Source organism: Pseudoalteromonas sp. MMG022 (assembly GCF_021654245.1).
GTDB lineage: Bacteria > Pseudomonadota > Gammaproteobacteria > Enterobacterales > Alteromonadaceae > Pseudoalteromonas > Pseudoalteromonas amylolytica.
Genome location: NZ_JAKFZQ010000026.1, coordinates 1 through 26,115 on the forward strand (window position 1 = coordinate 1; position 26,115 = coordinate 26,115).

Sequence of the window (26,115 nt, forward strand, 5' to 3'; positions counted from 1 at the left end):
TTTACTTTGCAGTGAGGTTTTACTTTGCAGTGAGGTTTTACTTTGCAGTGAGGTTTTACTTTGCGGTGAGGTTAGAGCAAATTTAGGCCAGAGCAACTATTGTGCACATGGCCTCTCATTTGTTGATAACGTCACTTGCGACTCATTTTGATACCATACTTTGTTACTGTAATCAGACTCGCTTAACTTAATGGAGAGAAGTATCTGGTTATCATGGACACCATCTACTACAACTCGCTTTTTTAAACCATTCAAGCATGTCCAAAGTTGTTTTAGTTTAGACGCATCTTGAAATACAGGCCCTTCAACAAGCAGTACTCCCATTGACGTATTACTACTGATTTTTGCTAGGATATCTCCTGAGCTGTAACTTCCCCCTTGCTCAGAGGCCCTACGAACGTAATCAACGAATCCTTCTTGATTTACGTTCAACTGTTGTAGAGTCTCTCTGTCTAGCTCGGTGAGGTATTTTAAAATAACATCGCCTTTTTGAACGATATTACCCGGTTCGAACACACTCTCAACGACAACGCCTGCCTCTCTGGCATAGTAGAACTCCGTTGTAGGCGCTTGAAACGTCAGCTTCCCTACCAAAGTCGTCATCATTAAAGGCGCTACTAGCAATCCATTTAGTTCAATCAAAAATCTCTTTCCTAGTCTTAGTCTATGTTGCATTTACATGCACGCATTTATTAATCCATTTGAGTAGTTGGTCTAGCCGTATCTGTGTTTGTGCCACCAGCAATTTGTTTTGTTTGCTGTGTATTTAATGCTTCGTTGTTTACTAGCTTTTTAAGTTTTTTAGTTTTCAGCTTTAAGAACATTGTTGTTTTCCTTGTTGTTGTATAAATGTATGTATTCAATCCGCGGTACCATTCATCTGGCCCGCTTGCTTGATAACTACATTACCCAAACAAGGCAAAAACAAGAAATTATAAAATCTTATTTATAAAAAAATAAACCATTGTTTTATAAGGTTTTATTTTAAAAATCAAAGTGTTTTCAAGTCATAATGTTTGATATCTCGTTCCTTATGAAACAAAAATTAATATAAGAACAAAAAACCTGCATTAGTGTCATAACTACAAGAAGAAACGGTGAAAACTCACTAGTAGTCCAGCTTATTCATAGCATTTTTTCAAAAATCGATTATTGCATTAGATCAAAAAACAACATTTAGAACACGCAGCAAGCAGATCTTTGTCTTCGAAAGGAGAAACGAGTTCCAAAGAAAGGTAATGGAGAGCTATTGAATAACGCAATAGCTCATTATGGCAGTCAAATTAGCCCTGTACTTTGACTTTGAGTAGCTGGTTTTGCTTCACTTCTAATATATCTAGCAATAACTGGCCTGAGCTCGAAGATATACGGAGGTTTTGAATAACAAACTTTGATGCATCGACTGAATATATCTCTTTCATGGGTTCTTCAGCATAGAAATCTACCCGATAGATAGTTTTTCCATCTGAGTGATAATAAAGACCATCGCCAATGGCTTCAGAGTGCTTGTACAATGCTTTTGGCAAATCAACTGTTATCGACACTTCACCTTGCTTTGCGTCATATAACAGCAGTTTGTCATCTGAAGATAGGGTTACATACTGATATTCATTTAATTGTCCAACCCAACGCAAATTAACCATGGGTAATTTAGTTTCTTTGCTATCGTCCAACGAGTAAATATAGGCTCGACTTCTTACTTTTTGCTCATCGAGTACTACATAGCCAATTCGATTATTAAGTAAAAACTCAGACGATATGATAATACCGTCAACTTCAATAGAGGCAACCAGCGACAAAGTTTCATAGTCATATACATCTATTTTATTTTGAAGTTGAACGAGTAGGTGATTTTGTTCCTTGTTGTAGCTTATCGCTGAATACTGACCATCGGGCAAACCTAGCGCAGACACTTGTCCACTGCTATCAACCTTCTTGATAGCCAGCTTTTTACCAACTCGCCTCAATAAAATGATGTGATCTTGCACATCAAGTGCAAATACGTCTTCATAAGGGCTTTTAACTTTTTCTGTCAGTTGGCCTGATTCAAGATCATAGCTATAGATGTCTTGTAAAAATGGGTAGCTTACCGCTAAAAACTCACTTAGCCCAATTGATTGATAGCTTGCATAATTAATATTTCCCACAAGCTTAGTGATATTGGTTAGCTTATTTTCATCAAGGGAGTATCCATATACTTTACTTTCCGCCGTATCGAGCCACACCAACATATTATTTTCACGGTCATAGTTAAGCGCCCAAATTCTGTTTTTAGCCTCATATAATTTGACTTGATTACCCCCATCTAAATCAGTCATGTATAGTTCACTGGTATCGAACTGCAAGCGCTCAAATATGATGGTTTCTTTTTCAGGAATATAGGCCAGTAAGCTATCACCATTTGAATTCAAGTTTGGTGAAGTAATTTGATATTCCTCGCCTGAAACAAGGTTTCGGCTGGTCAATGCTGCCAGTTCGTCCTTGTTTCTGTAGCCTCGTTTAGAGTAAATAAAGTGATCATTATCAACACCGATCCCAGATAGGCCTGCGGGTTCGCATGGAAAGAGGTATTCGCTGCTAGAATTAAAGTCTGCGTTTAAGCGCCAAACTTGGCAGGTATCGTCTTTAACGATACGGTAGTATACGGTGCTTGAATCCACTGACCACCCAACTGGAAAGTAGTTAACTTGCTCCTCCCCTAAACGCTTTTCATACCCAGTGTTGAGGTCCTTCACGACCAGTGTATAGTTTTGCCCATCACTTGGCACAAACGCAAACAATAGCTGTCGCTTATCTGGTGATAAATTAAGTAAGGTATAACGCCCCTCAATCCAAGATAAAACACTTTCTTCAATGGTGCTTTCTACGATATCTGGCTTTGAATTTTCTAACGACTTAAATTGACTGCCGATTGATACCAGCGCGAGGGCGCCTACAAAAAAAGTCCCGATTATTATACTTTTCGAGCGCTTGGATTTTCCGGCATTTTTGATGTGAGTGTCAGTTTGATGGTGTGTAAAAGGGGTCTGTGGAGAAGTCTGATGTGTTTCGCTAGATAGCTGATCGTGGTAAATAATAATAGGCTCAAAAACAAAACTATACCCTTTCCGATAATGTGTTTTTAATACTATGCTCCTTTGCTTATCCGATTTCAGTATCTTTCGAAGCTCTGAAATAGCACGATTTATGGCATTGTCATCAACATAATTTTGACACCAAACATCGTCAACCAAATTTTGCCGTGTGATCACTTGGTCATTGTTGATAATAAAATAAGAAAGTAATTTGAATAATAAAGGTTCAAGCTCTCTTTCAACTTCTCCATCTGAAAGAGTTTGAGTTTTGGGATCAAACACCCAAGCCCCAAAGTGCACTTCTTTTACTTTCCTTGAAAAACTTACTTCATTCATTGTAGCCATTTAAACATCGTTTATTATTGGAGTTATTATAATGCAGCGATTTTACAGCCCAGCTTCTGAATCCGATGACTGATATTGTTGCAAAAGAGGACCGTCTTGATCATTTTACAAATATAATTGTACACGTAGTGAAGCCGATTGATATTCAATATATTAATTTTTTTATTATTTCAGATAGCGGGAAAGGTATCAAGCAAGCTAAATGGCCGAACGAAACATATTAAAAGCAATAATGAACAATCTCATACTTAAGGCACAGCAAAAAAATCCACTATCCCTAAAAATAAAAAAACCCGTACTTTGCAGCACGGGTTTTTTAAACCAGATAGGTTTGTACTTATTTACGCAATTGGCGAATAACGCGTAGCTGAGCAATTGCTTCAGCTAATTGTACAGCCGCAGCATGGTGGTCAAGCTCGCCTGCTGTGCCAGATGCCATCTGTGCTTCAGCATCACGTACAGCCTGCTCAGCAGCTTGCTCATCTAAGTCTTCACCACGCATTGCAACGTCCGCAAGAACAGTGACAATGTTTGGTTGTACTTCAAGCGTACCACCGGCAACATAGATGATTTCTTCATTACCATCTTTTGTTACATAACGTACCATACCAGGTTTTAGGCCAGTCAATAGTGGGGCGTGGCCAGGGTGAATACCCAACTCACCTTCACTACCGGTCACTTGGATAGAAGCTGCTTCGCCAGAGAATACACTCTGCTCCGCACTAACTACATCAAGTTGTACTGTCAATGCCATATCAACCCCCTAAATTACATGTTTTTAGCTTTATCAACTGCTTCGTCGATAGAACCAACCATGTAGAAAGCCTGCTCTGGCATATCATCGTAGTCACCGTTTAGGATGCCTTTGAAGCCTGAGATAGTGTCTTTCAGTGAAACGTATTTACCAGGAGCACCTGTAAATACCTCAGCTACGAAGAACGGCTGAGATAGGAAACGCTGGATCTTACGTGCACGAGATACAACTTGCTTATCTTCATCAGATAGCTCATCCATACCTAGGATAGCGATGATGTCTTTAAGTTCTTTATAACGCTGAAGAACTGTTTGAACACCACGCGCAGTATCATAGTGCTCTTGACCAATAACTTGAGGGTCAAGCTGACGAGATGTTGAATCTAGTGGGTCTACCGCAGGGTAGATACCAAGAGACGCGATATCACGTGAAAGTACTACTGTTGCATCTAAGTGCGCGAACGTTGTAGCTGGTGATGGGTCAGTCAAGTCATCCGCAGGTACGTATACCGCTTGGATTGAAGTGATTGAACCTGTCTTAGTTGAAGCGATACGCTCCTGAAGTACACCCATTTCTTCAGCTAGTGTAGGCTGGTAACCTACCGCTGATGGCATACGACCAAGAAGTGCAGATACTTCAGTACCCGCTAGTGTATAACGGTAGATGTTATCTACGAAGAAAAGTACGTCACGACCTTCGTCACGGAACTTCTCTGCCATAGTTAGACCAGTCAAAGCAACACGTAGACGGTTACCCGGTGGCTCGTTCATCTGACCGTAAACAAGCGATACTTTATCAAGTACGTTTGAATCGTTCATTTCATGGTAGAAGTCGTTACCCTCACGAGTACGCTCACCAACACCTGCGAATACTGAATAACCGCTGTGCTCGATTGCGATGTTACGGATAAGTTCCATCATGTTTACGGTTTTACCTACACCGGCACCACCGAATAGTCCAACTTTACCACCTTTAGCAAACGGACATACAAGGTCGATTACCTTGATACCAGTTTCAAGTAGTTCAACTGAACTTGATTGATCTTCATATGAAGGCGCAGCACGGTGAATAGACATACGCTCTTCTTCACCAATTGGACCTGCTTCATCGATAGGCTGACCTAATACGTCCATGATACGACCTAGGGTCTTAGTACCAACTGGAACCTTGATTGGCTCGCCTGTGCCTTCTACTGATGTACCACGACGTAAACCGTCAGTAGTACCAAGTGCGATACCACGTACCACACCGCCACCTAGCTGTTGTTGAACTTCTAAAGTCAAACCAGCTAAGTCGCCTTCTGTTACTTTTAGTGCGTCATATACGGCTGGCACGTTGTCTTGTGGGAACTCGATGTCCACAACGGCGCCGATAATTTGGACGACCTTACCTAAACTCATGTCTATTCCTCTCGTTAAACTTTGCCGAAGCGTTATACAGCTGCTGAGCCGCCAACAATCTCACTGATCTCTTGTGTGATTGCTGCCTGACGCGCTTTGTTGTAAACAAGTTGCAGCTCATCCATCAGGTCGCCTGCGTTATCAGTTGCGGCTTTCATCGCAACCATACGGGCAGCCTGTTCAGAGGCAGCATTCTCAACTACACCTTGGTAGACTTGTGACTCAATAAAGCGTACCAATAGCGTCTCTAAGATCGCTTCTGGGCTTGGCTCATATAAGTAGTCCCAAGCGTAGCTTGATACTTCTTCTTCAGCTTTTGGCAAAGGCAATAACTGATCGATTACGGGCTCTTGCTTCATGGTATTTACAAACTTGTTGCATACCACGTACAAACGGTCAATTTTTCCTTCAGCGTATGCATCTAGCATCACTTTTACAGGACCAATTACGTCCTGAATTGAAGGCGTATCTCCTAACCCTGCTTTTTTAGCAAGTAGTTGACCACCAAAACGCTTAAAGAAACCAGCAGCTTTGCTGCCGATAGTTGCAAACTCTGCGTCTACACCTTTTTCTTTCCACGCTTTTACGTCTAATGCGACTTTTTTGAACTCGTTTGAGTTCAAACCACCACATAGACCACGGTCAGTAGAGATAACAATATAACCAACTCGCTTCACGTCACGTTCTGCTAAGAACGGATGACGGAAATCAAGGCTAGCTTGAGCAACACGACCGATCACTTTGCGTAAGTTCTCAGCGTATGGACGGCTTGCAGCCACACGGTCTTGCGCCTTCTTCATTTTTGAAGCGGCAACCATTTCCATTGCGCTGGTGATCTTTTGAGTATTCTTGATACTCCCGATCTTGCTTTTAATCTCTTTTCCGCTGGCCATGACTCTCTCTCCGAATCAAGGTGAGTGTTAGCGATAACCCTCACCTAGCATAACTAAATTACCAAGTTTGCGTTGCTTTGAACTTCTCTAGAAGTTCTTTAAGCTGCGCTTCGATCTCAGCGTTGTAGTTACCTGTTTCATTGATTTGAGCCATTAGCTCTGCGTATGTGCTGTTTGCATAACCGATAAGCGCTGCTTCAAAGTCACCGATCTTGTTGATTTCGATGTCTTTTAGGTAGCCTTTTTCAGCTGCAAATAACGACAGAGACATGTCAGCAACAGACATTGGAGCGTACTGTTTCTGCTTCATTAGCTCAGTTACGCGCTCACCGTGCTCAAGTTGTGCACGAGTTGCATCGTCAAGGTCTGAAGCGAACTGAGAGAACGCCGCTAGTTCACGGTATTGAGCTAGCGCTAGACGGATACCACCACCTAGTTTCTTAACGATTTTAGTTTGCGCAGCACCACCTACACGAGATACCGAGATACCAGCGTTAACAGCTGGACGGATACCTGCGTTGAATAAGTCAGTTTCTAAGAAGATCTGACCATCGGTGATTGAGATAACGTTGGTAGGTACGAATGCAGAAACGTCACCACCTTGAGTTTCAATGATTGGCAATGCCGTCAATGAACCTGTTTTACCTTTCACTTCACCATTAGTGAACTTCTCTACGTAATCAGCGTTAACACGTGATGCACGCTCTAGAAGACGTGAGTGAAGATAGAATACGTCACCTGGGTATGCTTCACGGCCTGGCGGACGCTTAAGTAGCAATGAGATTTGACGGTAAGCAACAGCTTGCTTAGACAAATCATCATATACGATTAGTGCATCTTCACCGCGGTCACGGAAGTATTCACCCATAGTACAACCAGCAAATGGCGCTAGGAATTGTAGCGCAGCTGATTCAGAAGCTGATGCAACAACAACGATAGTGTTTGCAAGTGCACCGTGCTCTTCTAATTTACGTACTACGTTAGCAATAGTAGAAGCTTTTTGACCAACCGCTACGTACACACACTTAACGCCAGTGTCTTTTTGGTTGATGATAGCATCGATTGCTAGTGCAGTTTTACCAGTCTGACGGTCACCGATCACAAGCTCACGCTGACCACGACCAACTGGGATCATCGCATCGATAGACTTATAACCAGTTTGTACTGGCTCGTCTACTGATTGACGCTCGATTACGCCTGGTGCGATTTTTTCAACTGGTTCAAAACCGTCGTTATCTAGTGCACCTTTACCATCGATAGGCTGACCAAGCGTGTTTACAACACGACCTAGTAGACCACGACCAACAGGTACTTCTAAGATACGACCAGTAGATTGTACTTTTACGCCTTCTTTAAGGTCTGCGTAAGGACCCATTACTACAGCACCTACTGAGTCACGCTCAAGGTTTAGTGCGATAGCATAACGGTTGCCAGGAAGCTCGATCATCTCACCCTGCATACAGTCAGCAAGACCGTGGATGCGGATGATACCGTCTGTAACAGATACAATTGTACCTTCGTTACGAGCTTCACTTACAACTTCAAACTGTTCAATACGTTGCTTGATCAGCGCAGAAATTTCTGTGGAATTAAGTTGCATGCTCTTTTTCCCAATTACGATTGTAGTGTAGTAGCTAAGCGGTTTAGCTTGCCGCGTACTGAGCCGTCGATGACTGTGTCGCCTGCCTTGATAACAAGGCCGCCAACCGTGCTTTCATCAACACTACAATTTAGCTTAACTTTGCGTGCGAAACGTTTTTCAAGTGCCGCTACTAGATTTGTTTGCTGCTCTTCAGCTAATGGTGTTGCAGAAACCACGTCAACATCGATTTCTTTGTCATATTCTGCTTTAAATTCAGCATACAACTGTGCAACTGCTGGAAGTGCAACCAAACGACCATTTTCAGCCATCACCTTGATCAGGTTCAAAACTTGGTCGTTGATCTGCTCTGCACAAACTTGAGAAAATACCTCAGCTTGTTTTTCAACAGAGGCGCTGCCTGCTAGGAAACGCGCGATTTGCTCATTCTTTGCTACTTCACCAGCAAAGAAAAGCATCTCGTTCCAAGCATCAACAGCGCTTTTTTCAACAGCAAACTCAAAAGCCGCTTTAGCGTAAGGACGAGCGATAGTAGCCAATTCAGACATGCTCATACCTCCTTATTACAGCTCAGCGACAAGTTTTTCAACGATGTCACTGTGTGCAGCTTGATTGATTTCACGTTCTAAAATCTTCTCAGCACCAACCACGGCCAGAGTAGCAACCTGCTTACGCAAGTCTTCTGTTACACGGTTACGCTCAGATTCGATTTCAGAGTGCCCTTGAGCAATGATTTTCTCACGCTCTTGCTGACCACGCGTGGTTTCTTCATCCACGATCAACGCAGCGCGTTTTTTCGCTTGCTCGATGATTTCAGCCGCTTGAGATTTAGCTTCTTTTAACTGCTCAGCAGCTTCAAGACGCACACGCTCAAGCTCTTTTTCTGCTTCATCAGAAGCAGCAAGACCGTCTTCAATTTTCTTTTGGCGAGCTTCAATCGCACCGTTTAGCGGTGGCCATACATACTTCATGCAGAACCATACGAAAACGATAAACGCGATTAATTCACCCAGTAGAGTGGCGTTTAAGTTCACAACCGCTCCTCCTCAAATTAGTTGTTCGATAAACAAATTGGCTTATAAAACCAGTAATTACATTACGAACAACAATACCATTGCGATACCAACACCGATCATCGCGATCGCATCGATAAGACCAGCAACGATGAACATTTTAACTTGAAGTTGAGGTGCAAGCTCAGGTTGACGAGCAGCAGACTCTAGGAATTTACCACCAAGAGTACCAAAACCAATTGCAGTACCCAACGCACCTAAACCAATTAGAAGTGCAACAGCGATATATTTAAGACCTAGTACGATTTCCATTATTGTCTCCGATTTATTTAAATTTAAAGTTAATGAATTTGGTGTTTCTTAATTATTAGTGACTGTCAGACGATGCCATGCTTAGATAAACAATCGTCAACATCATAAATACAAATGCTTGCAACACGATAACTAGGATATGGAATACCGCCCAGATAAAGTGCAATGGTAACTGGAACAAGCCAATTGCAGCGATGATGATGAAAATCAACTCACCTGCAAATAGGTTACCGTGAAGACGCAGCGCCAGTGAAATAGGGCGAGCAATCAACGTAATGAATTCCATCACAAAGTTTACAGGGATAAGTAACGCCTGAACAAACGGGTTCTTAGCCGAGAATGGGTGAAGAGTTAACTCTTTAACAAAGCCCATTACACCTTTGGTACGGATGGTATAGAAAATGATTAGTGCGAATACACCCAGTGCCAACGCGAATGTTAGGTTAACATCAGTTGTTGGTACGACTTTCATGTATACGTCATGAGGATCCATACCCATAGTTGCCGCACCAATTTGCCCTGCAGCAAATGGAAGGAAGTCAACTGGGATCAAATCCATCAAGTTCATCAGAAATACCCAAACGAAAATAGTTAGGGCTAGAGGAGCAATCAGTTTACTCTTACCGTGGAAGGTATCTTTCACGTTTGAGTCAACGAATTCAACGATCATTTCTACAAAGCATTGCATTTTACCTGGCACGCCAGTGGTCGCTTTATTAGCGGCACTTTTGAAAATCCAGATAAAAACAAGACCTAATAGAATTGACCAAGCCAAAGTATCTACATGCCACGTCCAGAAACCAGCCTCACTACATGCCTTGTTAAATGCGATACCTGAATCGGTAGAACACATTTTGGCATTCGTAAGGTGGTGCTGAATATAGCCTTGTAAGCTTTGTTCTGCAGCCATTGTTTTTCCTAAAAGTTAATGATTAAAAAAAATCGATGTACACCAATGCACGATGGTTACGATGATAAAACTAACAAACAGCCATAACGGCTCGACTGCTAGGACTTTAAATGCCACCAAAAATAGTGCAGTAGTTAACAAAAATTTTAACCCAGCGCCTCGTTTAAACGATTTATGCACTTGGTTTGCCCTGCTTGCGCCCATATATCGAAAGGCGTAAACGGCAAATACTAAATTGGGAAGCACGGCTATCACTCCACCGACTAGCGCCGACTGAGCTGCCAAAGCTCCCCAACATACAAAAACGATAACTGCGATGGCTAACGCCACGACTCCCTGATAAAAAACACCTTTTAATGCGGCGCGCCGATATGGGCTTACTAACGATTGAGTCACTTTTAGTTAACCTTTAATGGCGTAAAAATTAATCAGGGTCTTAAAACTGGCGAAATTATACTTATATTTGGTGATTTTGCAACTTGATGAGACAAAATGTGGCGCTTTTTCGACGCCACATTTGCCGATTATTCGTGCATTAGGAAGGTTGCTGCATGTCTGACTGGATACGACCTAAGATACCGTCTAATTCATCTAAATTGGCATATGAAATAACCAATTTACCCTTGCCCTTTTGGTTATAGTTTATTTCCACCTTAGCGCCTAAATTTTCGGCTAATTGTTGTTCTAACAATTTGACATCTGGATCTTTTTCTTTTGTCTGTTTTTTGTCCACAGGCTCTAGAATGTTGCGAACTAGCTTCTCTGTTTCACGTACTGTTAGCGCCTTGGCCACAGCCATTCTGGCAGCATCAGATTGGGCTTCACCGCTTAGGGCCAACAAGCAACGAGCATGACCCATTTCAATGTCACCATGCTCCAACAACTTTTTAACATCATCGTTGAGATTATTGAGTCTAAGTAAATTTGTAACCGTGGTGCGTGATTTACCGACCGCATCGGCCACTTGTTGATGAGTCAATTCAAATTCATGTAGCAATCTATCTAATGCAACCGCTTCTTCCATCGCATTAAGGTCTTCACGCTGAATGTTTTCAATCAGCGCAATGGCAACCGCAGCTTCATCAGGGACATCTTTTAAGATACATGGTACGACGTCAAGTTCAGCGAGCTGAGCTGCACGCCAACGTCTTTCACCAGCAATTATTTCGAACTGATTGTCGCCGGTAGGGCGCACCACGATAGGTTGTAATACACCTTGTGCTCGGATAGAGCTGGCTAGCTCCTCTAAAGCTTGTTCAGACATATCTTTACGCGGCTGGTATTTGCCAGGTTTTAAAAATTCGATCGGCAGACGTTGTAGCTCTGACTCACTCGTAACACGATTAACGGACTCACTGACATTAACAAGCGTTTCTGCCTCAATAGACTCTTTACTAGGAGCAGGTTTGGAAGAACTGAGTAGGGCGTCCAAGCCTCGGCCTAAACCGCGTTTTTTTACCGACATGTTGTTATTATCCTCTTAGGCAACCGCTGCGGATTGTTTTTCTTTACGACGTAACATTTCGCCTGCCAAAGCCAAATACGCTTTTGCACCACTTGATGCCCTATCATAATACATCGCTGGCGCACCAAAACTAGGGGCTTCAGCCAAGCGTACATTACGCGGGATCACGGTGCGATATACTTTATCACCAAAATGTTGTTTTAGTTGCTCAGACACGTCATTGGCTAGGCGATTTCGCGGATCATACATGGTGCGTAAAATTCCCTCAATTTGTAATTCAGGGTTTACCAATTTTGCCAATTGCGTGATCGTATCCATCAACGCAGTGAGACCTTCAAGTGCGTAATACTCACACTGCATAGGCACTAAAATAGAGTCCGCCGCCGCCATGGCATTAACCGTTAGCATATTCAAAGAAGGCGGGCAGTCGATAAAAATAAATTCGTATTTATCTTGAATTGCCTCAATAGCGTTACGTAAACGCACCTCACGTGCGAATAACTCCATTAACTTAACTTCGGCTGCAGTTACGTCCCCATTCGCTGCAATAAGATGATATTCACCTGAGGTTTCTTTGCAGATTACCTCATCAATAGCTTTTTCTTCGATCAGTAAATCGTAGATAGTGGCCACATCGCCATACTTGTCGACACCACTTCCCATCGTCGCGTTACCTTGCGGGTCTAAATCAATTAATAAGACTTTGCGCTTAGTTGCCGCCATCGAGGCTGCTAAATTCACAGCCGTGGTGGTTTTGCCAACGCCACCTTTTTGGTTTGCAATTGCAATGACTTTTGCCACGTTGCCCTCGAATACTAATCTTTTGAAAGAATGATTAAATGTCGCTCTGCATCTAACTCTGGCACGGTAAGATGAATATCCTGTTGCAAGGTTACCCCCGCAGGCAGTTGTTCAAGTTCTTGTGCCGGAAATTGGCCTTTCAATGCCAAAAAGAGGCCTGACTGGTCGATTAGGTGTTCACACCAATCAACCATATCCTGCAATGATGCAAAAGCACGGCTGAGTACACCATCTAATTTAACACTTGGCTGATATTCTTCAACACGAGACTGCACCGCAGTCACATTATCCAAGCCAAGCGCATGTTTTACTTGCATTAAAAAACGTACACGTTTGCCTAAGCTGTCTAATAATACAAACTGAGTGTCGGGCAAAGCAATAGCCAATACAATGCCAGGTAAACCGGGGCCGGTACCTACATCAATGTAGTGTTTACCGCTAAGGTGTGGTGCCACGACTAAAGAGTCCATGATGTGTTTTACCATCATTTCTTGCGGGTCGCGTACTGAGGTTAAATTGTAAGCTTTATTCCATTTATCTAATAACTCAACATATTGCACTAATTGCTGTTGTTGATGATCACTTAGCGCAAGTTCCGTTTGCGCTAACAAAGAAGTTAGTTGTTGCTGTAACACAGTATTCCTATGCTGCTACGCAGACTTGCGCAGTAGCCCTTGCTTTTTCAGATACACTAATAATAGCGAAATAGCGGCTGGGGTGATACCAGAAATACGCGAAGCCTGACCAATGGTTTGCGGACGCGCATCTGTAAGTTTAGCAACCACCTCATTTGAAAGGCCACTGACTTGAGAATAATCATAGTCAGCAGGTAGTACGGTTTCTTCATGACGTAACTGCTTATTGATCTCATCTTGTTGGCGAGCAATGTAGCCCGCGTATTTAGTTTGGATCTCAACTTGTTCAAGTGCTTGAATATTTGTTGACTCAGACTCTAATCCGTCAATCGCCATTAAGCTGTGATAGCTCACTTCTGGACGGCGGATCAGATCTTCCAAACTCGCTTCACGGATAAGTGGTGTTTTCAATAACTCGTTAACCTGTGCAAGAGCAGGGTGATCTTTATGGATCCAAGTTGATTTAAGCCGCTGAGACTCTTGCTCCATTACCTCAAGCTTATCGTTATAGGCAGCCCAGCGCTCATCATCCACAAGGCCCAATTCGCGACCTTTTTCAGTCAATCTGAGATCGGCATTATCTTCACGCAATAATAAACGATATTCAGCGCGGCTGGTAAACATGCGGTATGGCTCTTTTGTCCCAAGAGTTGCTAGATCATCAATCAATACACCGGTATAAGCCTGATCACGGCGCGGCGTCCAAGCATCTTTACCTTGCACTTGAAGCGCAGCGTTCATACCGGCAATCAAACCCTGAGCACCAGCTTCTTCATAACCAGTTGTGCCGTTGATTTGCCCTGCGAAAAACAACCCGTTGATAAACTTAGTTTCTAAGGATTGTTTTAGATCTCGAGGATCAAAGAAATCATATTCTATCGCATAACCTGGACGACAAATGTGTGCGTTTTCAAACCCCTTGATAGAGCGAACAATTTGCAGCTGCACATCAAACGGTAAACTGGTAGAAATACCGTTAGGGTAGAGCTCATACGATGTTAGACCTTCTGGCTCTACAAAAATCTGATGCTTTTCTTTTTCAGCAAAACGAACAATTTTGTCTTCTATTGAAGGGCAATAACGCGGTCCAATGCCTTCAATCACCCCAGCATACATGGGTGAGCGATGTAAATTTTCTCGGATCACATCATGGGTTTGTTCATTGGTATAGGTGATATAGCAAGGGATCTGCTTTGGGTGATCAGATGCTTTACCCATAAATGAAAATACAGGAGTTGGGGTATCACCTGGCTGTTCTTGCATAACAGAGAAATCGACGGTACGGGCATCAATACGAGGCGGTGTACCTGTTTTTAAGCGATCCACTCGAAATGGTAATTCACGTAGACGATGCGCAAGGGCAATTGAAGGAGGATCACCTGCTCGTCCGCCTTTAAAGTTTTCCATACCAATATGGATTTGACCACCAAGGAAAGTTCCTACGGTTAACACTACCGTTTGGGCACTAAAACGCAGGCCCATTTGAGTCACTACGCCTTTAACCTGATCTTGTTCAACAATTAAGTCATCGCATGATTGCTGGAAAATCTTTAAGTTTTCTTGGTTTTGCAATATGTCTTGTACTGCAGCTTTGTACAGTGCTCTATCTGCTTGAGCTCTTGTAGCGCGTACCGCTGGGCCTTTAGATGAATTAAGGGTTCTAAATTGAATACCACCTTTGTCAATGGCCTTGGCCATTGCACCACCTAAAGCGTCTATTTCTTTTACCAGATGGCCTTTACCAATCCCACCAATAGCAGGATTACATGACATTTGACCTAGCGTATCCATATTGTGTGTTAACAATAAGGTATTCATACCCATGCGAGCAGCAGCTAACGCAGCCTCTGTGCCTGCATGTCCACCACCAACTACAATAACGTCAAAATGTTCATGATAAATCATTTACGGGATCCTACTTAAAAACAACCAGCAAATTTTGAAAGGGAGCGTATTCTACCTAGAAATGCTCAGAAGTGAAATGTTTAAATAATGACCAACTTAGAAAATTCTAAAACTTGATCACTAAATATATATAAGGATCTTTTTAAAGATCTTTTATTAGATCTTACTATTAGTGATCACATGATCTGTGAGTAAACCTATATTGTTTATATATATCAATATTTTATACCTGATCAATTGATGTGAATTAGATCGGATCTACACGCGGACAAGCTCTGATCAAAACGGCTATTTATACACAGGCACAGATCCAATCAAATTTATCCCATGGATAAGTAGGGGTAGATCCCCTGATAGATCAAGTGTTATCCACAGTACGATCTTATTTTACTTAAAATTGTGAATAACTTATGTAAAAGATCGTTATTTTGTTTGAGTGAGCTTTTCTAGCAATTGGGGTAACCACGCCAAAGCGGTATCTTCTGGTAGCGCATCGTCAAGCACGTCTATTTCAAGATTTGCCAGTAATTGCGTCGCCCCTTTATTTATGAGCAGCTGCGAGCAGTTTTTTGCTGCAAAGTTATAAGTATCGTAACTTGTGTCGCCAATACCCACCACTGCAAAATCAATGTGATCTAAGTTATTTTGTTGATCTAACTCACTTATAAAAGATAACAAATTATCCGGATAATCACCGGCACCATATGTAGACGTTACCACCAGCCAGATCGGATGAGCAATATCACTAAGCATTGGCTGTTCATGGAGCGCTGTAACAATGCCTTGATCTTGCAGGGCTTCTTGCAGCTGCTCGGCGACATACTCGGCCGAACCCATTTGACTGCCAACGATGATCTCTATGTGCTGCATAACTTCTACTACTTAGTCACGAATGCCGACATCATAATGACCTCTTACAAGAAGTAAAGAGTAGATCACAAGGGTTTGGATAAATTTATCAGGCTAGTTTATCATCAATTGTGAATTTTTATTTTTAACTAATTGATTTAAGTAATATAAATAAATTATTCCTACTGTGGTTATCCTGTGAAATTTGTGGATAAGCTGGCAGTATGTTTGCAATAACTTAGACTGATCCTTCGTAAAATTTGCGCTAATTTTAGGTCGGTCGTTCAAATTTACTGCATCTAGTAAGTAAACCACGCATGTGGACAGTAATGATGTGTATAAACTATAAGAGATGGATTGAGCGCGCAACTTGTCAGATCTATCAGTATCGATCCATATAAGAAAATAATCTAAAAACAGGCTAAAAAGATCGCGATTAGATGATCCGATAGCGAAAAACGGCGTTACATCCATAAACGGTGATGGCTTTTAGCGCAAAAAGTGCTGTGTTTTACAGCACTGCTTGGTTTGTAAAAGGCTTAAAATGGTAAAACTATCGAATTGTACTGAAATAAATCGCCATGATCTGAGCATTTTAGTGTCTTGCTTACCTGTTTTTGTATTAGATTTATACAGTTATCTGAGAACGTATTGCCAAATGAGAGCCTTTTTACACCCAAATTTTGCAGCGCTTCGCTGTTATAACATGTGGGGAGTGCCAATATATTAACCGGTACAGGTAGCTGCTTACATAAGGTTTCAATCTGGGTGGGATTTGTTAAACCTGGGATAAATATGCCATCTACACCTGCTTTAGCGTAGGCATCAGCACGTGCTTGTGTGTTACTAAATTGATGCTGTGCTAACAGCGCCGTATCGATGCGTGCATTTACAAAAAACTGCTTATAGCCTGCATTATCAAGAGATTGCCTCATTGCGCCTAAAATAAGACTTTGTTCATTTATATGGCGTAACTGACCTGTTTTTTTGCTGCTATCTTCAATATTGATACCTACCGCGCCAAGTTTAGCGATGGTTAACACATTGTCACAGATGGTCTCTATATCATCTGAAAAACCTGACTCCATATCCACACTCACACCAATATTAACAGAATCAACAATCTGCTTGGTTTGTGTAATAAAACACTCAAATGAGCACGACTCACCATCTTGCTGAGTGCGAGCATTGGCCATGCCCCAGCTTGTGGTGCCTATGGCTGCGCATCCTGCTTGTTCTAGCAGCATTGCCGAGAGCGGATCCCATGCGTTGAGTAACTTAAAAAGTGTGGGTTGATTGTGTAGGTGATGAAAATGTAGATATTTGTTCATGATATTTGTGCTCCATTGGTTGATGAGGGACGTATCATAGTTTTCTATGTTTTTTTGTTCTGGCCAGATTTGGAACTCAACAGCGCTAAGTTGCGAACCCTTAGTATGAACGCTAAGCTCGGCATAGACATTGAGCGTTAAGGAAGGTAGCGATGGACAAAGTAGATCACAGTTGTCAAAGAGCGGGATGTACAAATTGCCGTGATAAACTTAGCCTTAATTTTGACTTTTCGATGGCATTTCAACCTATTTTGGCATGCGAACATCGGCAAATATTTGGTTATGAAGCGTTGGTGCGAGGGGTGAATAACGAATCGGCCTGGTCTGTTATTTCACAAGTTAATGAAGAAAACCGATATGCTTTTGATCAACTCTGCCGTGTAAAAGCGATAAAACTAGCCGCTAAGCTGGATATGCAGCAGTTTTTAAGTATTAACTTTTTACCTAATGCCATTTATAAACCAGAACGTTGTATTCGCACCACCTTGGAGGCTGCAAAGGAGTATGACTTTCCAATCAGTCGTATCATGTTTGAATTTACCGAAGTTGAAAAAATAGAGGATGCCGATCACATCAAGCAAGTAGTTGAGTATTATCGGGCCTTAGGGTTTTTGACGGCCACAGATGATTTTGGTGCGGGGTATTCGGGGTTAAACTTACTGGCCGATTTTCAGACCAATATCATTAAGTTGGATATGGCACTGATCAGAAATATTCATGAGGATAAATTGCGTCAGGTTATTGTGAGAAATTGCCTGAATATGTTTCACGAGCTTAACATTACTCCGCTTGCTGAAGGGATTGAGACGGTTGGAGAGTACCAATGGTTGCGTGAAGCTGGAGTATCATTAATGCAAGGTTATTTGTTTGCTAAGCCCAGTTTTGAAAGCCTACCGGAAGTGAACTTTTCTTTTTAAACGAACAAAATTAAGTACAAACCAGAATGTGTTCTGGTTTGTACTTACAAGGTTTATTTACCGATACAAAATGAGCTAAAGATCTTGCCAAGGAGATCATCCGAGGTAAATTCACCGGTGATCTCATTGAGATACTGCTGAGTCAAACGCAGCTCTTCGGCGAGAATCTCTCCTGCAATATGCATCTCTAACTGGGTTTTACCAATATCTAAATGTTCAGCGGCGCGCTCTAGCGCATCTAAGTGGCGGCGACGTGCCATAAAGCCACCCTCAGTTGCACCTTGGTAGCCAATACAGGCTTTTAGGTGATCGCGTAGCAAATCAATACCTTCGGTATTTTTGGCACTCAAGCGCAGAACGGGATAGTCGCTTTGTTGGCACATACCCGCTGTTTCGGCGGATAAATCAATCTTATTGCGAATGACGGTAACATCCATGCCAGCAGGTAGTTGCTGCATAAAATCAGGCCAGATCTTGGTTGGATCCGTTTCTTGTGTATCCGTACCATCCACCATAAATAGCACATGATCAGCTTGACGAATTTCATCCCAAGCGCGTTCGATACCTATTTGTTCCACTTTATCTGGGCTTTCACGAAGACCTGCGGTATCGATGATGTGTAATGGCATACCATCAATATGAATATGCTCGCGCAGTACGTCGCGTGTAGTCCCCGCGATATCGGTAACGATCGCCGCTTCTCTGCCTGCTAGGGCATTTAGTAGGCTGGATTTGCCTGCGTTCGGTCTGCCTGCGATCACCACCCGCATACCTTCGCGCATGATACTGCCTTGTTTCGCTTGCTTACGCACTTCATCCAATTGCGTGATGATGGCATTCAGATCGCCACTGACTTTGCCGTCAGATAGAAAGTCTATTTCTTCGTCAGGAAAATCAATCGCGGCCTCAACATACATACGTAGATGGATCACTTTCTCCACCAGCATATTGATATGTTTAGAAAAATCTCCTTGTAAGGAGTGCAGGGCGCTCTTTGCTGCCTGCTCACTGGTGGCATTAATTAAATCCGCGATGGCTTCAGCCTGGGTGAGATCCAGTTTGTCATTCATAAAAGCACGCTCTGAGAATTCTCCTGGCTGCGCTAGACGTACTTTATCTATCTGACAAATTTCCTTAAGTAGCATGTCGATAACAATTGGACCACCATGGCCTTGTAATTCCAGTACATCCTCGCCAGTGAAAGAGTTAGGACCTTTAAAAAATAAAGCAATCCCCTGATCCAACTGCTCACCTTGTAAGGTGTTAAATGGCAGGTACTCGGCGTAACGAGTTTTAGGGCATTTCCCTAAGATCTGATTGGCAACTGTTTGTGCTAAAGCGCCCGATACGCGAATGATCCCTACACCGCCACGCCCTGGGGCTGTGGCTTGTGCGACGATGGTGTCTTGTGAATTCATGGTGATATAAAAACTTGCTATTACAATAGGGGCGAATTGTACAGCAAAGCGACAAACACAGCTATTAGCTTACATGACTATTGGTGTACTATGAGCATATTAATTTGCAAGGGAAAGTCATCTTTGTGTATCAATTCAAGCGGTTTAAGTTCGATCCTACCTTAGAAAAACTCAGTTGTGACGCATACACCCATACGCTTAGGCCCAAGGTTGCAAAGCTCCTACAGTATTTTTTAGATAACCCAGAACAACTGCTTAGTAGAGAGCAAATACTCAGCGAACTTTGGCAACATTCACAATATAGAGACAGTGCACTGACTCAAAGCATTCAGGAGCTGCGTAAAACATTGGGGGATGATGCACAGCAACCTGAGTTTATAAAAACCGTGCCTCAAAAGGGTTACATGTGGGTTGCCCCAGTTAAAGCCACTATCACACCAAGCATTAAATCAGCGCCACAACGAAAATGGCTATCTATCGCAATAACAATAGCGTTGAGTGTTTCGGTGATCGGCAGTGCAATTTGGTATACCAACATACATACCCCAACCGTTGCAGAGCATGTTAATACACAAGCTTTACCAAGTATTTTTATTGCTCCAGTTGAAAATTTAACGGGGCAAGGCCAGCTAGATTGGTGGAGTTTTGCGCTGCAGCAACAACTGAAGCAAGCCGCTAGTCCATATTTTTCAATTGTTGATGAAGTATCGGTTGCAGACATATCTTTGAGTGATGTGATGCAAAACATCGCGGAAGTTGGCTTTAGCGCTAAACTCACACAGCAACAGCAGCGCTATGTTTTACATTATCAAATCAACCGTCGTGGCCAGTCTTTACAGCAAGGGCAGCTTGTCAGTGAAGACTTGCAAACACCGATAGATGAACTTGTCAGTCAATTAGTGATGCAGTTAAGTGGCCATACCGAAGCGGTATCAACGGAGAAGATTTCAGCGAATGTTCAATCGAGACAAAGCTATCTTGGTGGATTACATGCGCTGAGCTATCAGGGGGTAGGTGCTGCGATTCCTTACTTTAAAGCCGCACTTGTTCATGACATCGATAATCGAGCTGCACGATTGGAGCTGGCTAATGCCCTGTGGAAAACGGGCATGTGGCAAGTGTCGCGAGAGCATTTTGAGGCAATCAATAATGTCGACGCAACGAGCTATCTGGCGATACGCTATCACCTGTACCTTGGTCGTTACTGGCTGAACATGGGGGAATATGACCGTGTGACACCTTTACTTGAGCGCACTATTGCTATGGCCCGGGCACTGAATCACCAAAGATTATTGGCTCAGGGCTATCAATTACAAGCAGATTTGGCTTGGTTACAGTTGCGTTGGCAAGCGCATAGTAAAGCTATGCACAGTGCTAAGGTGTTATTGGGCGCGGGGTCGTTAAGCCATTCAGAATCGCAACGCGCATTTTATTTAGCGAACCCACCACAAGCCGGTGTAGAGCAAAGCACAGAACTGGATATGATCGAAAATCTAGCCGTGGTACAAAAAGCCATTCGCTATTATCAACAACAGCAGCAGAATGCGCCACTGATGTTGAGCTATTTTGCTCTAGGACAAAACTATCTTGCGCCGCTGGCGGCACGTGAGCAGGCACTTAAGCAAGCCTTAACAATGGCGGATTCGCAAAATAATCTGTACGTAAAAAACAATATATTGCTTTATATGGCTTTTTATTACATTCAGCTACATGATGGCGATGGGGCCCTACGAGCTTTGGCACAACTAAAAGCTGAGGATACGCCGCGCATAGGCCTGCAGGTCAAAGCGCAGTTCTTAACAGCGATGGCCACCATGGATAGGGGACTGCAAGATGCTATGCCTAGTGAAGGCGCACTAAACAATGCATTAACGCATTTTAAGCAGCTGCTGGGTCGCACAGATATTGATAAAGTCACCCAAGCCAGTGCACAGTTGATGAATGCATGGCTGCTGATAAAACAACAAGCGTATGCGCAGGCGAAACCTTTGCTTGAGCGTGCCGGTTCGACCTTTGAGCAGTTACAGCTTACTGATAGCCTCAGTTATGTGCGCTATACCCAGATGTATATACAAGTTTCTCAGGGGCAGTATCAAGATGCTATAGCAATGCTTGCGGCGAAACCTGTGCAAAAGCTAGAAGCACTTTATGGCAGTTTTGCGCTTACTCGCCTTGGCCAGCACCAAGCGGCAGCAAAGCAACTACAGGCTGCTAAACAGCAGTTTGCATCGCAATGGCAACAACAAGATGATGATTTTTTTGAGCGGGTGGTTGCAACAGAGAGCCTTCAGTCACTACATCTTGAGCTGTTGCCTCCACCTTATAGTGTGTACTGTCAATCAGAGTGGCGACTTGAGTAAGTTGCCAAATCCGATTGTGCTGGCGCTTTTGCACTGCGATAAACGACTTGGTTGTTGTTATCGAGTATCAGCCAATAGGGCAAACTGGTTATACCATAACGACGAAATAGTGCATTGTGCTTATCAAATAGTACAGGGTGATTAACTCGTAGCCGTTTTTGATAGCTTTTCACATCTTCTAAAGAGACATAAAACGGTTTGATAACAGTGAGTTTTTCCATGTTATCTGGGATGCGTATTTCATTGTGTTGCATCGCTTTATGTTCACAATGTGGTAAGTGGCGAGCAGGGCAAAGCGCATCGGAAAACAATATTAAACGTATATTCTTCGAGCGAACTTTAAAGCCATATTGCGTGCCACTGAGAGCATTGACTATCAGATGGTGTGCAGTAATCGGCTGATGCTCTGAGCTGGGAAGCGAAGGAAGCTCACCTAGCTCGACTTTGTTCACCATCTCACCTTGCTTTATTTGCACAATTGTTGGCGTACGACGCACCCCATACTGAAATGCAAGTTTATTATTTATATCTATTTTTAGAGAGCTATATGGGGGGTAAGTCTTTACAAACCTATCTATATCCGCTTGTGAAACATTCATATCTAGTTGTATAAAGCGGCGCGGAAGCTCGCTCTTTGGTAACGCGCTCGGCGGAATATATTCTCCCCACATATCGATAAATACCAATTCATAACTATCATCAGTGGCGTTGGCAATAAAACTCAGTAATAAAGAGGTAATAAGCAGCAAGACTCTAATCATGGCTAAGCTCCTTATCGCTAAGCTCTTTTGCTAAATATGTCGATAGAGCTGTTTGTAATGCTTCATCCATCAACGCCGTGCGATATATTTCGTTACCCTGTTCATCAAGTAATATGTGAGTCGGAGTACCAATGACGTCAAAGCTTCTAGTGATGCTGCCATCACCATCAAAGAGCGTGGCGATTTGGTATTGGTGTTTATCTAAAAAGCGCTTTACCAAGTCTTCAGATTGATTAAGTCCAATGTTGATGGACAGAACCTCCAAGCGAGGTGAGCGGTTGTTGAACATGCTATTTAAATGCGGCATTTCCTCAATGCAGTAACGGCACCATGTGGCCCAAAACTTTAAATACGTTACTTTGCCTTGGGTATTAACATGATCACCCTGCAGTGTTTTACCTTGTATGTAGCGCGGTTGAGCGTGTGATTCGGCATTGAGTGTAAGGCTACTGAGTCCTATCAATAGAGTTGTCAGCGTATTGCGGATTTTCATATATCGGATTCCTTATAAAGTGATTAAAAAAAGAGGTTCTGACCTGCTTTGATGAGATAAAACTGCGCCATGACAAATAGCAGTAATGCAAATATGTTGGGTGCGATGCTAAGCCACGGACCGGACTTGGGCAGTCGAGCAAGTAATTGGCTAAAGGTGCCCGCTAAAAACAGCAAGCTACTCATGCCCAAGGCAAAGAAAAACAGCAACATTCCACCCAACCAAACGTGTTGTTGATTTGCTACCAATACCAACAGCCCCATTAATACTGGGGAGGTACATGGTGCCGCAACCAGTCCACTGGTCGCACCCATCAGTAAGGGATTGCGAGAGCGAGCGCTATTGAAGATGAAAAGGGAGGGGAGTGTAAGCCAACCCTTCATTATTGCTGCCATATACAACAGTAAATTAGCAAAGCCGATGAGTAACCAAGGGTTACTCGCGACTTGTCCAAATAGCTGCCCCGTTTGTGCGGCCAGTAAGCCAAGTAGGGCATAAAGCAATGCAAACCCAAGGCAGTATAGAGCTGCGTTTTGTACTGCCCGAACTTGATTGCCTGCTTTGGGTGCTAACATGGCGACTGTGATCGGTAACAGCGGATAAATGCAAGGTGATAAGCTGGCAAGTACCCCTGCGCCAAAGGCTGCCAGTATGAGCCACCAGTGAAGAGAGGGTGACGTAAGTAGTGTTAATAAGTAAGTGTTAAATTCGCCCATCGGTGTTTTTATTCATTGCTGTGGTTTAGGATGAGGCGAGTATTGAGAAAAACTGAGAAAGACACCATCAAAGCGACATAAAATCGCCATAAAATAATATCAAATAGTTGATTATATTGATTTTTTATTGTGTTGGTAGGATTTGCAGACAAACAAAAACGCCCGCAAAAAGCGGGCGTTTTTATGAAAGGCTGAATGTGTTATCTCACTTTCAGACCCTTTTTCTCCATACCGCGGTAGATGTAAAGCATCTGTGCGATAGTGATCAAGTTAGACACTAACCAGTACAGTACCAACCCTGAAGGGAATGGGAAGATAATAAAGAAGAACGTAAATACCAGCGGCATATAGGTCATCATCTTTTGCTGCATTGGATCGGTGACAGTCATAGGTTGTAGCTTTTGCGTCAGGAACATACTTGCACCAAACAAAATTGGCAGTACATAGTATGGGTCTTTTGCTGAAAGGTCGGTTAGCCACAACATAAACTCAGCATGACGTAGTTCAGTTGACTCTAAGAATACGTAGAATAGCGCTAAGAAAATAGGCATTTGCAGTAGTAAAGGTAAACAACCGCCCATAGGGTTAACTTTTTCTTTGCGATATAGCTCCATGGTTGCTTGACCAAATTTCTGACGGTCATCGCCATAACGCTCTTTTAGGGCCTGCATTTTTGGCTGTAGCATACGCATTTTAGCCATAGACGTGTATTGTGCTTTAGTGAGCGGGTAGAGCGCTGTTTTTACTAAAATAGTAATCGCGATAATAGCAATACCCCAGTTGCCCACAACACCGTAAATAAGTTTAAGCAATACAAATAGTGGTTGTGAGATAAAGAACAACCAACCGTAGTCAACGGTTAAATCAAGGTCTTCTTGGATAGCTTCTAGAGCGTCACTATCTTTTGGACCCATGTAGTAGGTTGCATTCATCGTTGATGAGCTGTTCGCAGCAACATTAACAGGCTCATTTTTTACCCCAATGATGCCCTGACCAGTACGTAACAACGTATAAATAGTACTGTTAACGGTTTGATTTGGCACCCAAGCACTTACGAAGTAATGCTGAATAAAGGCAATGTAGCCACCTTGAGTATTCTTGTTAAGGTTGGCTTCGCTCATATCATCAAAGCTGTACTTCTCGTAAGGCTCTTCATTAGTACCGTATGCTGCCCCTAAATAGGTTTGGTCGACCATACTACCTTTGTTCTGTACTGTGCGCTTGACCTGAGTATAAAGCTGTACTTGAATCGGATCAGCGCTGGTATTGTTAACGTCATACTCTAGTGCTACATCATATTTGCCAGCTTTAAACACATAGGTTTTTGTGTAAACAATCCCTTTGCTATCGACAAAGGTCAGTGGCACGCGTAATTCATCACCTTCAAGGGTATAAGCTGATTGAGTGCTTTCATACACTGGACGACCGTCACGAGACGCATCTGGACCATTTAGGCCAATTAATCCACTTTGTGCGATATATTGTTTGTTTTCAAATTCGCCCAATAGCAGGTAAGGCTCTTCACTGCCATGAGTTTCAGCATGTTGGAGAAGTTTCGCCTCAACAATGTCACCGCCCTTGGTATCGATTTTTACGTCAAGTACATCGGTTTTCACTGAAACAGTTGAACGAATGGCTTTAGTTTGCGCAACAGGTACGTCGTCTTGGCTTGAAGCCGGAACGTCATCCGATACAGGGGTTGATGTAGGGGTGGTCACTTGTGTGGTGGCACTGGTATCGATTTTTGGTTGGTTGTATGCAGTGTTCCATTCTTGAAACAATAAATACGACACAAGCAATAAACCGATAAATAAAAACGTGCGTTGTGATTCCATAACAGCTCTTATTTCTCGTGTTGGTGTTTAACTTCGGTTGATTTATCAGGCACGGGATCATCCCCACCTGCGCTTAAAGGGTGACATTTTAATATGCGTTTAACCGCTAACCAACTCCCTTTTAGCATTCCATGACAATTAATTGCCTCAATTGCATAACGTGAGCAGGTTGGGTTAAAGCGACAGTGTGGGCCCAATAATGGACTGATAAAGCGCTGATAACCTTTAATTACAGTAATTAACGCCATTTTTGGTATGGCGATAATAGGTCGGTACCAAGACTTAAGCGCTTTATATGTCATTGCCACATTAACTATGTTCAAAAGGT

At 42.8% G+C, this 26,115-nt stretch carries 26 protein-coding genes; 2 read left to right on the forward strand and 24 right to left on the reverse strand.

What is annotated here, in order from left to right:
- Positions 1-96: 96 nt before the first annotated feature.
- The 18 genes from L1070_RS18035 to L1070_RS18115 form a co-directional block, all read right to left on the reverse strand.
- Complete coding sequence (locus tag L1070_RS18035; RefSeq protein ID WP_139158583.1) at positions 97-642, reverse strand: hypothetical protein; 546 nt, start codon at positions 640-642, stop codon at positions 97-99.
- Between the two features lie 50 nt (positions 643-692).
- Entirely contained in the window at positions 693-824 is a 132-nt protein-coding gene (locus L1070_RS20370) for a hypothetical protein (RefSeq protein WP_275423311.1), read from the reverse strand.
- 459 nt (positions 825-1,283) lie between these two features.
- On the reverse strand, positions 1,284-3,419 hold the full coding sequence (locus L1070_RS18040) for a winged helix-turn-helix domain-containing protein (protein WP_237126607.1): 2,136 nt from the start codon (positions 3,417-3,419) through the stop codon (positions 1,284-1,286).
- 337 nt (positions 3,420-3,756) lie between these two features.
- Positions 3,757-4,173 (reverse strand): F0F1 ATP synthase subunit epsilon, encoded by a 417-nt coding sequence (locus L1070_RS18045; RefSeq protein WP_237126608.1) that lies wholly within the window; start codon positions 4,171-4,173, stop codon positions 3,757-3,759.
- 14 nt (positions 4,174-4,187) lie between these two features.
- Positions 4,188-5,573, reverse strand: a complete 1,386-nt coding sequence (gene atpD, locus L1070_RS18050; protein WP_070988107.1) for a F0F1 ATP synthase subunit beta — start codon at positions 5,571-5,573, stop codon at positions 4,188-4,190.
- Between the two features lie 32 nt (positions 5,574-5,605).
- A complete protein-coding gene (gene atpG / locus L1070_RS18055; RefSeq protein ID WP_070988105.1) occupies positions 5,606-6,466 on the reverse strand; it encodes a F0F1 ATP synthase subunit gamma in 861 nt (286 codons plus the stop codon).
- A 58-nt stretch (positions 6,467-6,524) separates the two neighbouring features.
- Positions 6,525-8,066 (reverse strand): F0F1 ATP synthase subunit alpha, encoded by a 1,542-nt coding sequence (gene atpA / locus L1070_RS18060; RefSeq protein WP_070988103.1) that lies wholly within the window; start codon positions 8,064-8,066, stop codon positions 6,525-6,527.
- 14 nt (positions 8,067-8,080) lie between these two features.
- Complete coding sequence (gene atpH / locus L1070_RS18065) at positions 8,081-8,614, reverse strand: F0F1 ATP synthase subunit delta (RefSeq protein WP_070988101.1); 534 nt, start codon at positions 8,612-8,614, stop codon at positions 8,081-8,083.
- Between the two features lie 15 nt (positions 8,615-8,629).
- Positions 8,630-9,100 carry a F0F1 ATP synthase subunit B gene (atpF, locus tag L1070_RS18070; protein WP_070988099.1) on the reverse strand — a complete coding sequence of 157 codons (471 nt, stop codon included), beginning with the start codon at positions 9,098-9,100 and terminating at the stop codon, positions 8,630-8,632.
- A gap of 57 nt (positions 9,101-9,157) precedes the next feature.
- Positions 9,158-9,391 (reverse strand): F0F1 ATP synthase subunit C, encoded by a 234-nt coding sequence (gene atpE, locus L1070_RS18075; RefSeq protein ID WP_070988097.1) that lies wholly within the window; start codon positions 9,389-9,391, stop codon positions 9,158-9,160.
- A 55-nt stretch (positions 9,392-9,446) separates the two neighbouring features.
- Positions 9,447-10,301 carry a F0F1 ATP synthase subunit A gene (gene atpB, locus L1070_RS18080; protein WP_070988096.1) on the reverse strand — a complete coding sequence of 285 codons (855 nt, stop codon included), beginning with the start codon at positions 10,299-10,301 and terminating at the stop codon, positions 9,447-9,449.
- Positions 10,302-10,316: 15 nt separating this feature from the next.
- A complete protein-coding gene (locus L1070_RS18085; protein WP_237126609.1) occupies positions 10,317-10,697 on the reverse strand; it encodes an ATP synthase subunit I in 381 nt (126 codons plus the stop codon).
- Between the two features lie 139 nt (positions 10,698-10,836).
- Positions 10,837-11,766 carry a ParB/RepB/Spo0J family partition protein gene (locus L1070_RS18090; protein ID WP_237126610.1) on the reverse strand — a complete coding sequence of 310 codons (930 nt, stop codon included), beginning with the start codon at positions 11,764-11,766 and terminating at the stop codon, positions 10,837-10,839.
- Positions 11,767-11,781: 15 nt separating this feature from the next.
- Positions 11,782-12,567 carry an AAA family ATPase gene (locus L1070_RS18095; protein ID WP_237126611.1) on the reverse strand — a complete coding sequence of 262 codons (786 nt, stop codon included), beginning with the start codon at positions 12,565-12,567 and terminating at the stop codon, positions 11,782-11,784.
- 14 nt (positions 12,568-12,581) lie between these two features.
- Positions 12,582-13,202, reverse strand: a complete 621-nt coding sequence (gene rsmG, locus L1070_RS18100; protein WP_237126612.1) for a 16S rRNA (guanine(527)-N(7))-methyltransferase RsmG — start codon at positions 13,200-13,202, stop codon at positions 12,582-12,584.
- Between the two features lie 15 nt (positions 13,203-13,217).
- Positions 13,218-15,107 (reverse strand): tRNA uridine-5-carboxymethylaminomethyl(34) synthesis enzyme MnmG, encoded by a 1,890-nt coding sequence (gene mnmG, locus L1070_RS18105; protein WP_237126613.1) that lies wholly within the window; start codon positions 15,105-15,107, stop codon positions 13,218-13,220.
- A gap of 423 nt (positions 15,108-15,530) precedes the next feature.
- Positions 15,531-15,977, reverse strand: a complete 447-nt coding sequence (gene mioC, locus L1070_RS18110) for an FMN-binding protein MioC (protein WP_237126614.1) — start codon at positions 15,975-15,977, stop codon at positions 15,531-15,533.
- Positions 15,978-16,495: 518 nt separating this feature from the next.
- Entirely contained in the window at positions 16,496-17,287 is a 792-nt protein-coding gene (locus L1070_RS18115; protein WP_237126615.1) for an isocitrate lyase/phosphoenolpyruvate mutase family protein, read from the reverse strand.
- Positions 17,288-17,439: 152 nt separating this feature from the next.
- Here L1070_RS18115 and L1070_RS18120 point away from each other — a divergent pair, with 152 nt between their 5' ends.
- A complete protein-coding gene (locus tag L1070_RS18120) occupies positions 17,440-18,204 on the forward strand; it encodes an EAL domain-containing protein (RefSeq protein ID WP_237126616.1) in 765 nt (254 codons plus the stop codon).
- A gap of 53 nt (positions 18,205-18,257) precedes the next feature.
- Here the strand turns inward: L1070_RS18120 and mnmE are convergent, their stop codons facing one another.
- On the reverse strand, positions 18,258-19,622 hold the full coding sequence (gene mnmE, locus L1070_RS18125; RefSeq protein ID WP_237126617.1) for a tRNA uridine-5-carboxymethylaminomethyl(34) synthesis GTPase MnmE: 1,365 nt from the start codon (positions 19,620-19,622) through the stop codon (positions 18,258-18,260).
- A gap of 125 nt (positions 19,623-19,747) precedes the next feature.
- Here mnmE and L1070_RS18130 point away from each other — a divergent pair, with 125 nt between their 5' ends.
- A complete protein-coding gene (locus tag L1070_RS18130; protein ID WP_237126618.1) occupies positions 19,748-21,982 on the forward strand; it encodes a winged helix-turn-helix domain-containing protein in 2,235 nt (744 codons plus the stop codon).
- Here L1070_RS18130 and L1070_RS18135 read toward each other — a convergent pair.
- The 5 genes from L1070_RS18135 to yidD form a co-directional block, all read right to left on the reverse strand.
- A complete protein-coding gene (locus L1070_RS18135; protein WP_237126619.1) occupies positions 21,958-22,743 on the reverse strand; it encodes a thioredoxin family protein in 786 nt (261 codons plus the stop codon). The genes L1070_RS18130 and L1070_RS18135 overlap by 25 nt on opposite strands.
- The gene (locus L1070_RS18140; protein ID WP_237126620.1) at positions 22,736-23,236 is read right to left on the reverse strand and encodes a TlpA disulfide reductase family protein; all 501 of its coding nucleotides are present in this window, start codon (positions 23,234-23,236) and stop codon (positions 22,736-22,738) included. The genes L1070_RS18135 and L1070_RS18140 overlap by 8 nt, the downstream gene beginning before the upstream one ends.
- 23 nt (positions 23,237-23,259) lie before the next feature.
- Positions 23,260-23,952, reverse strand: a complete 693-nt coding sequence (locus L1070_RS18145) for a cytochrome c biogenesis protein CcdA (RefSeq protein ID WP_237126621.1) — start codon at positions 23,950-23,952, stop codon at positions 23,260-23,262.
- A gap of 200 nt (positions 23,953-24,152) precedes the next feature.
- Positions 24,153-25,787, reverse strand: a complete 1,635-nt coding sequence (gene yidC, locus L1070_RS18150; protein WP_237126622.1) for a membrane protein insertase YidC — start codon at positions 25,785-25,787, stop codon at positions 24,153-24,155.
- An 8-nt stretch (positions 25,788-25,795) separates the two neighbouring features.
- A complete protein-coding gene (gene yidD, locus L1070_RS18155; protein ID WP_237126643.1) occupies positions 25,796-26,035 on the reverse strand; it encodes a membrane protein insertion efficiency factor YidD in 240 nt (79 codons plus the stop codon).
- Positions 26,036-26,115: the final 80 nt, after the last annotated feature.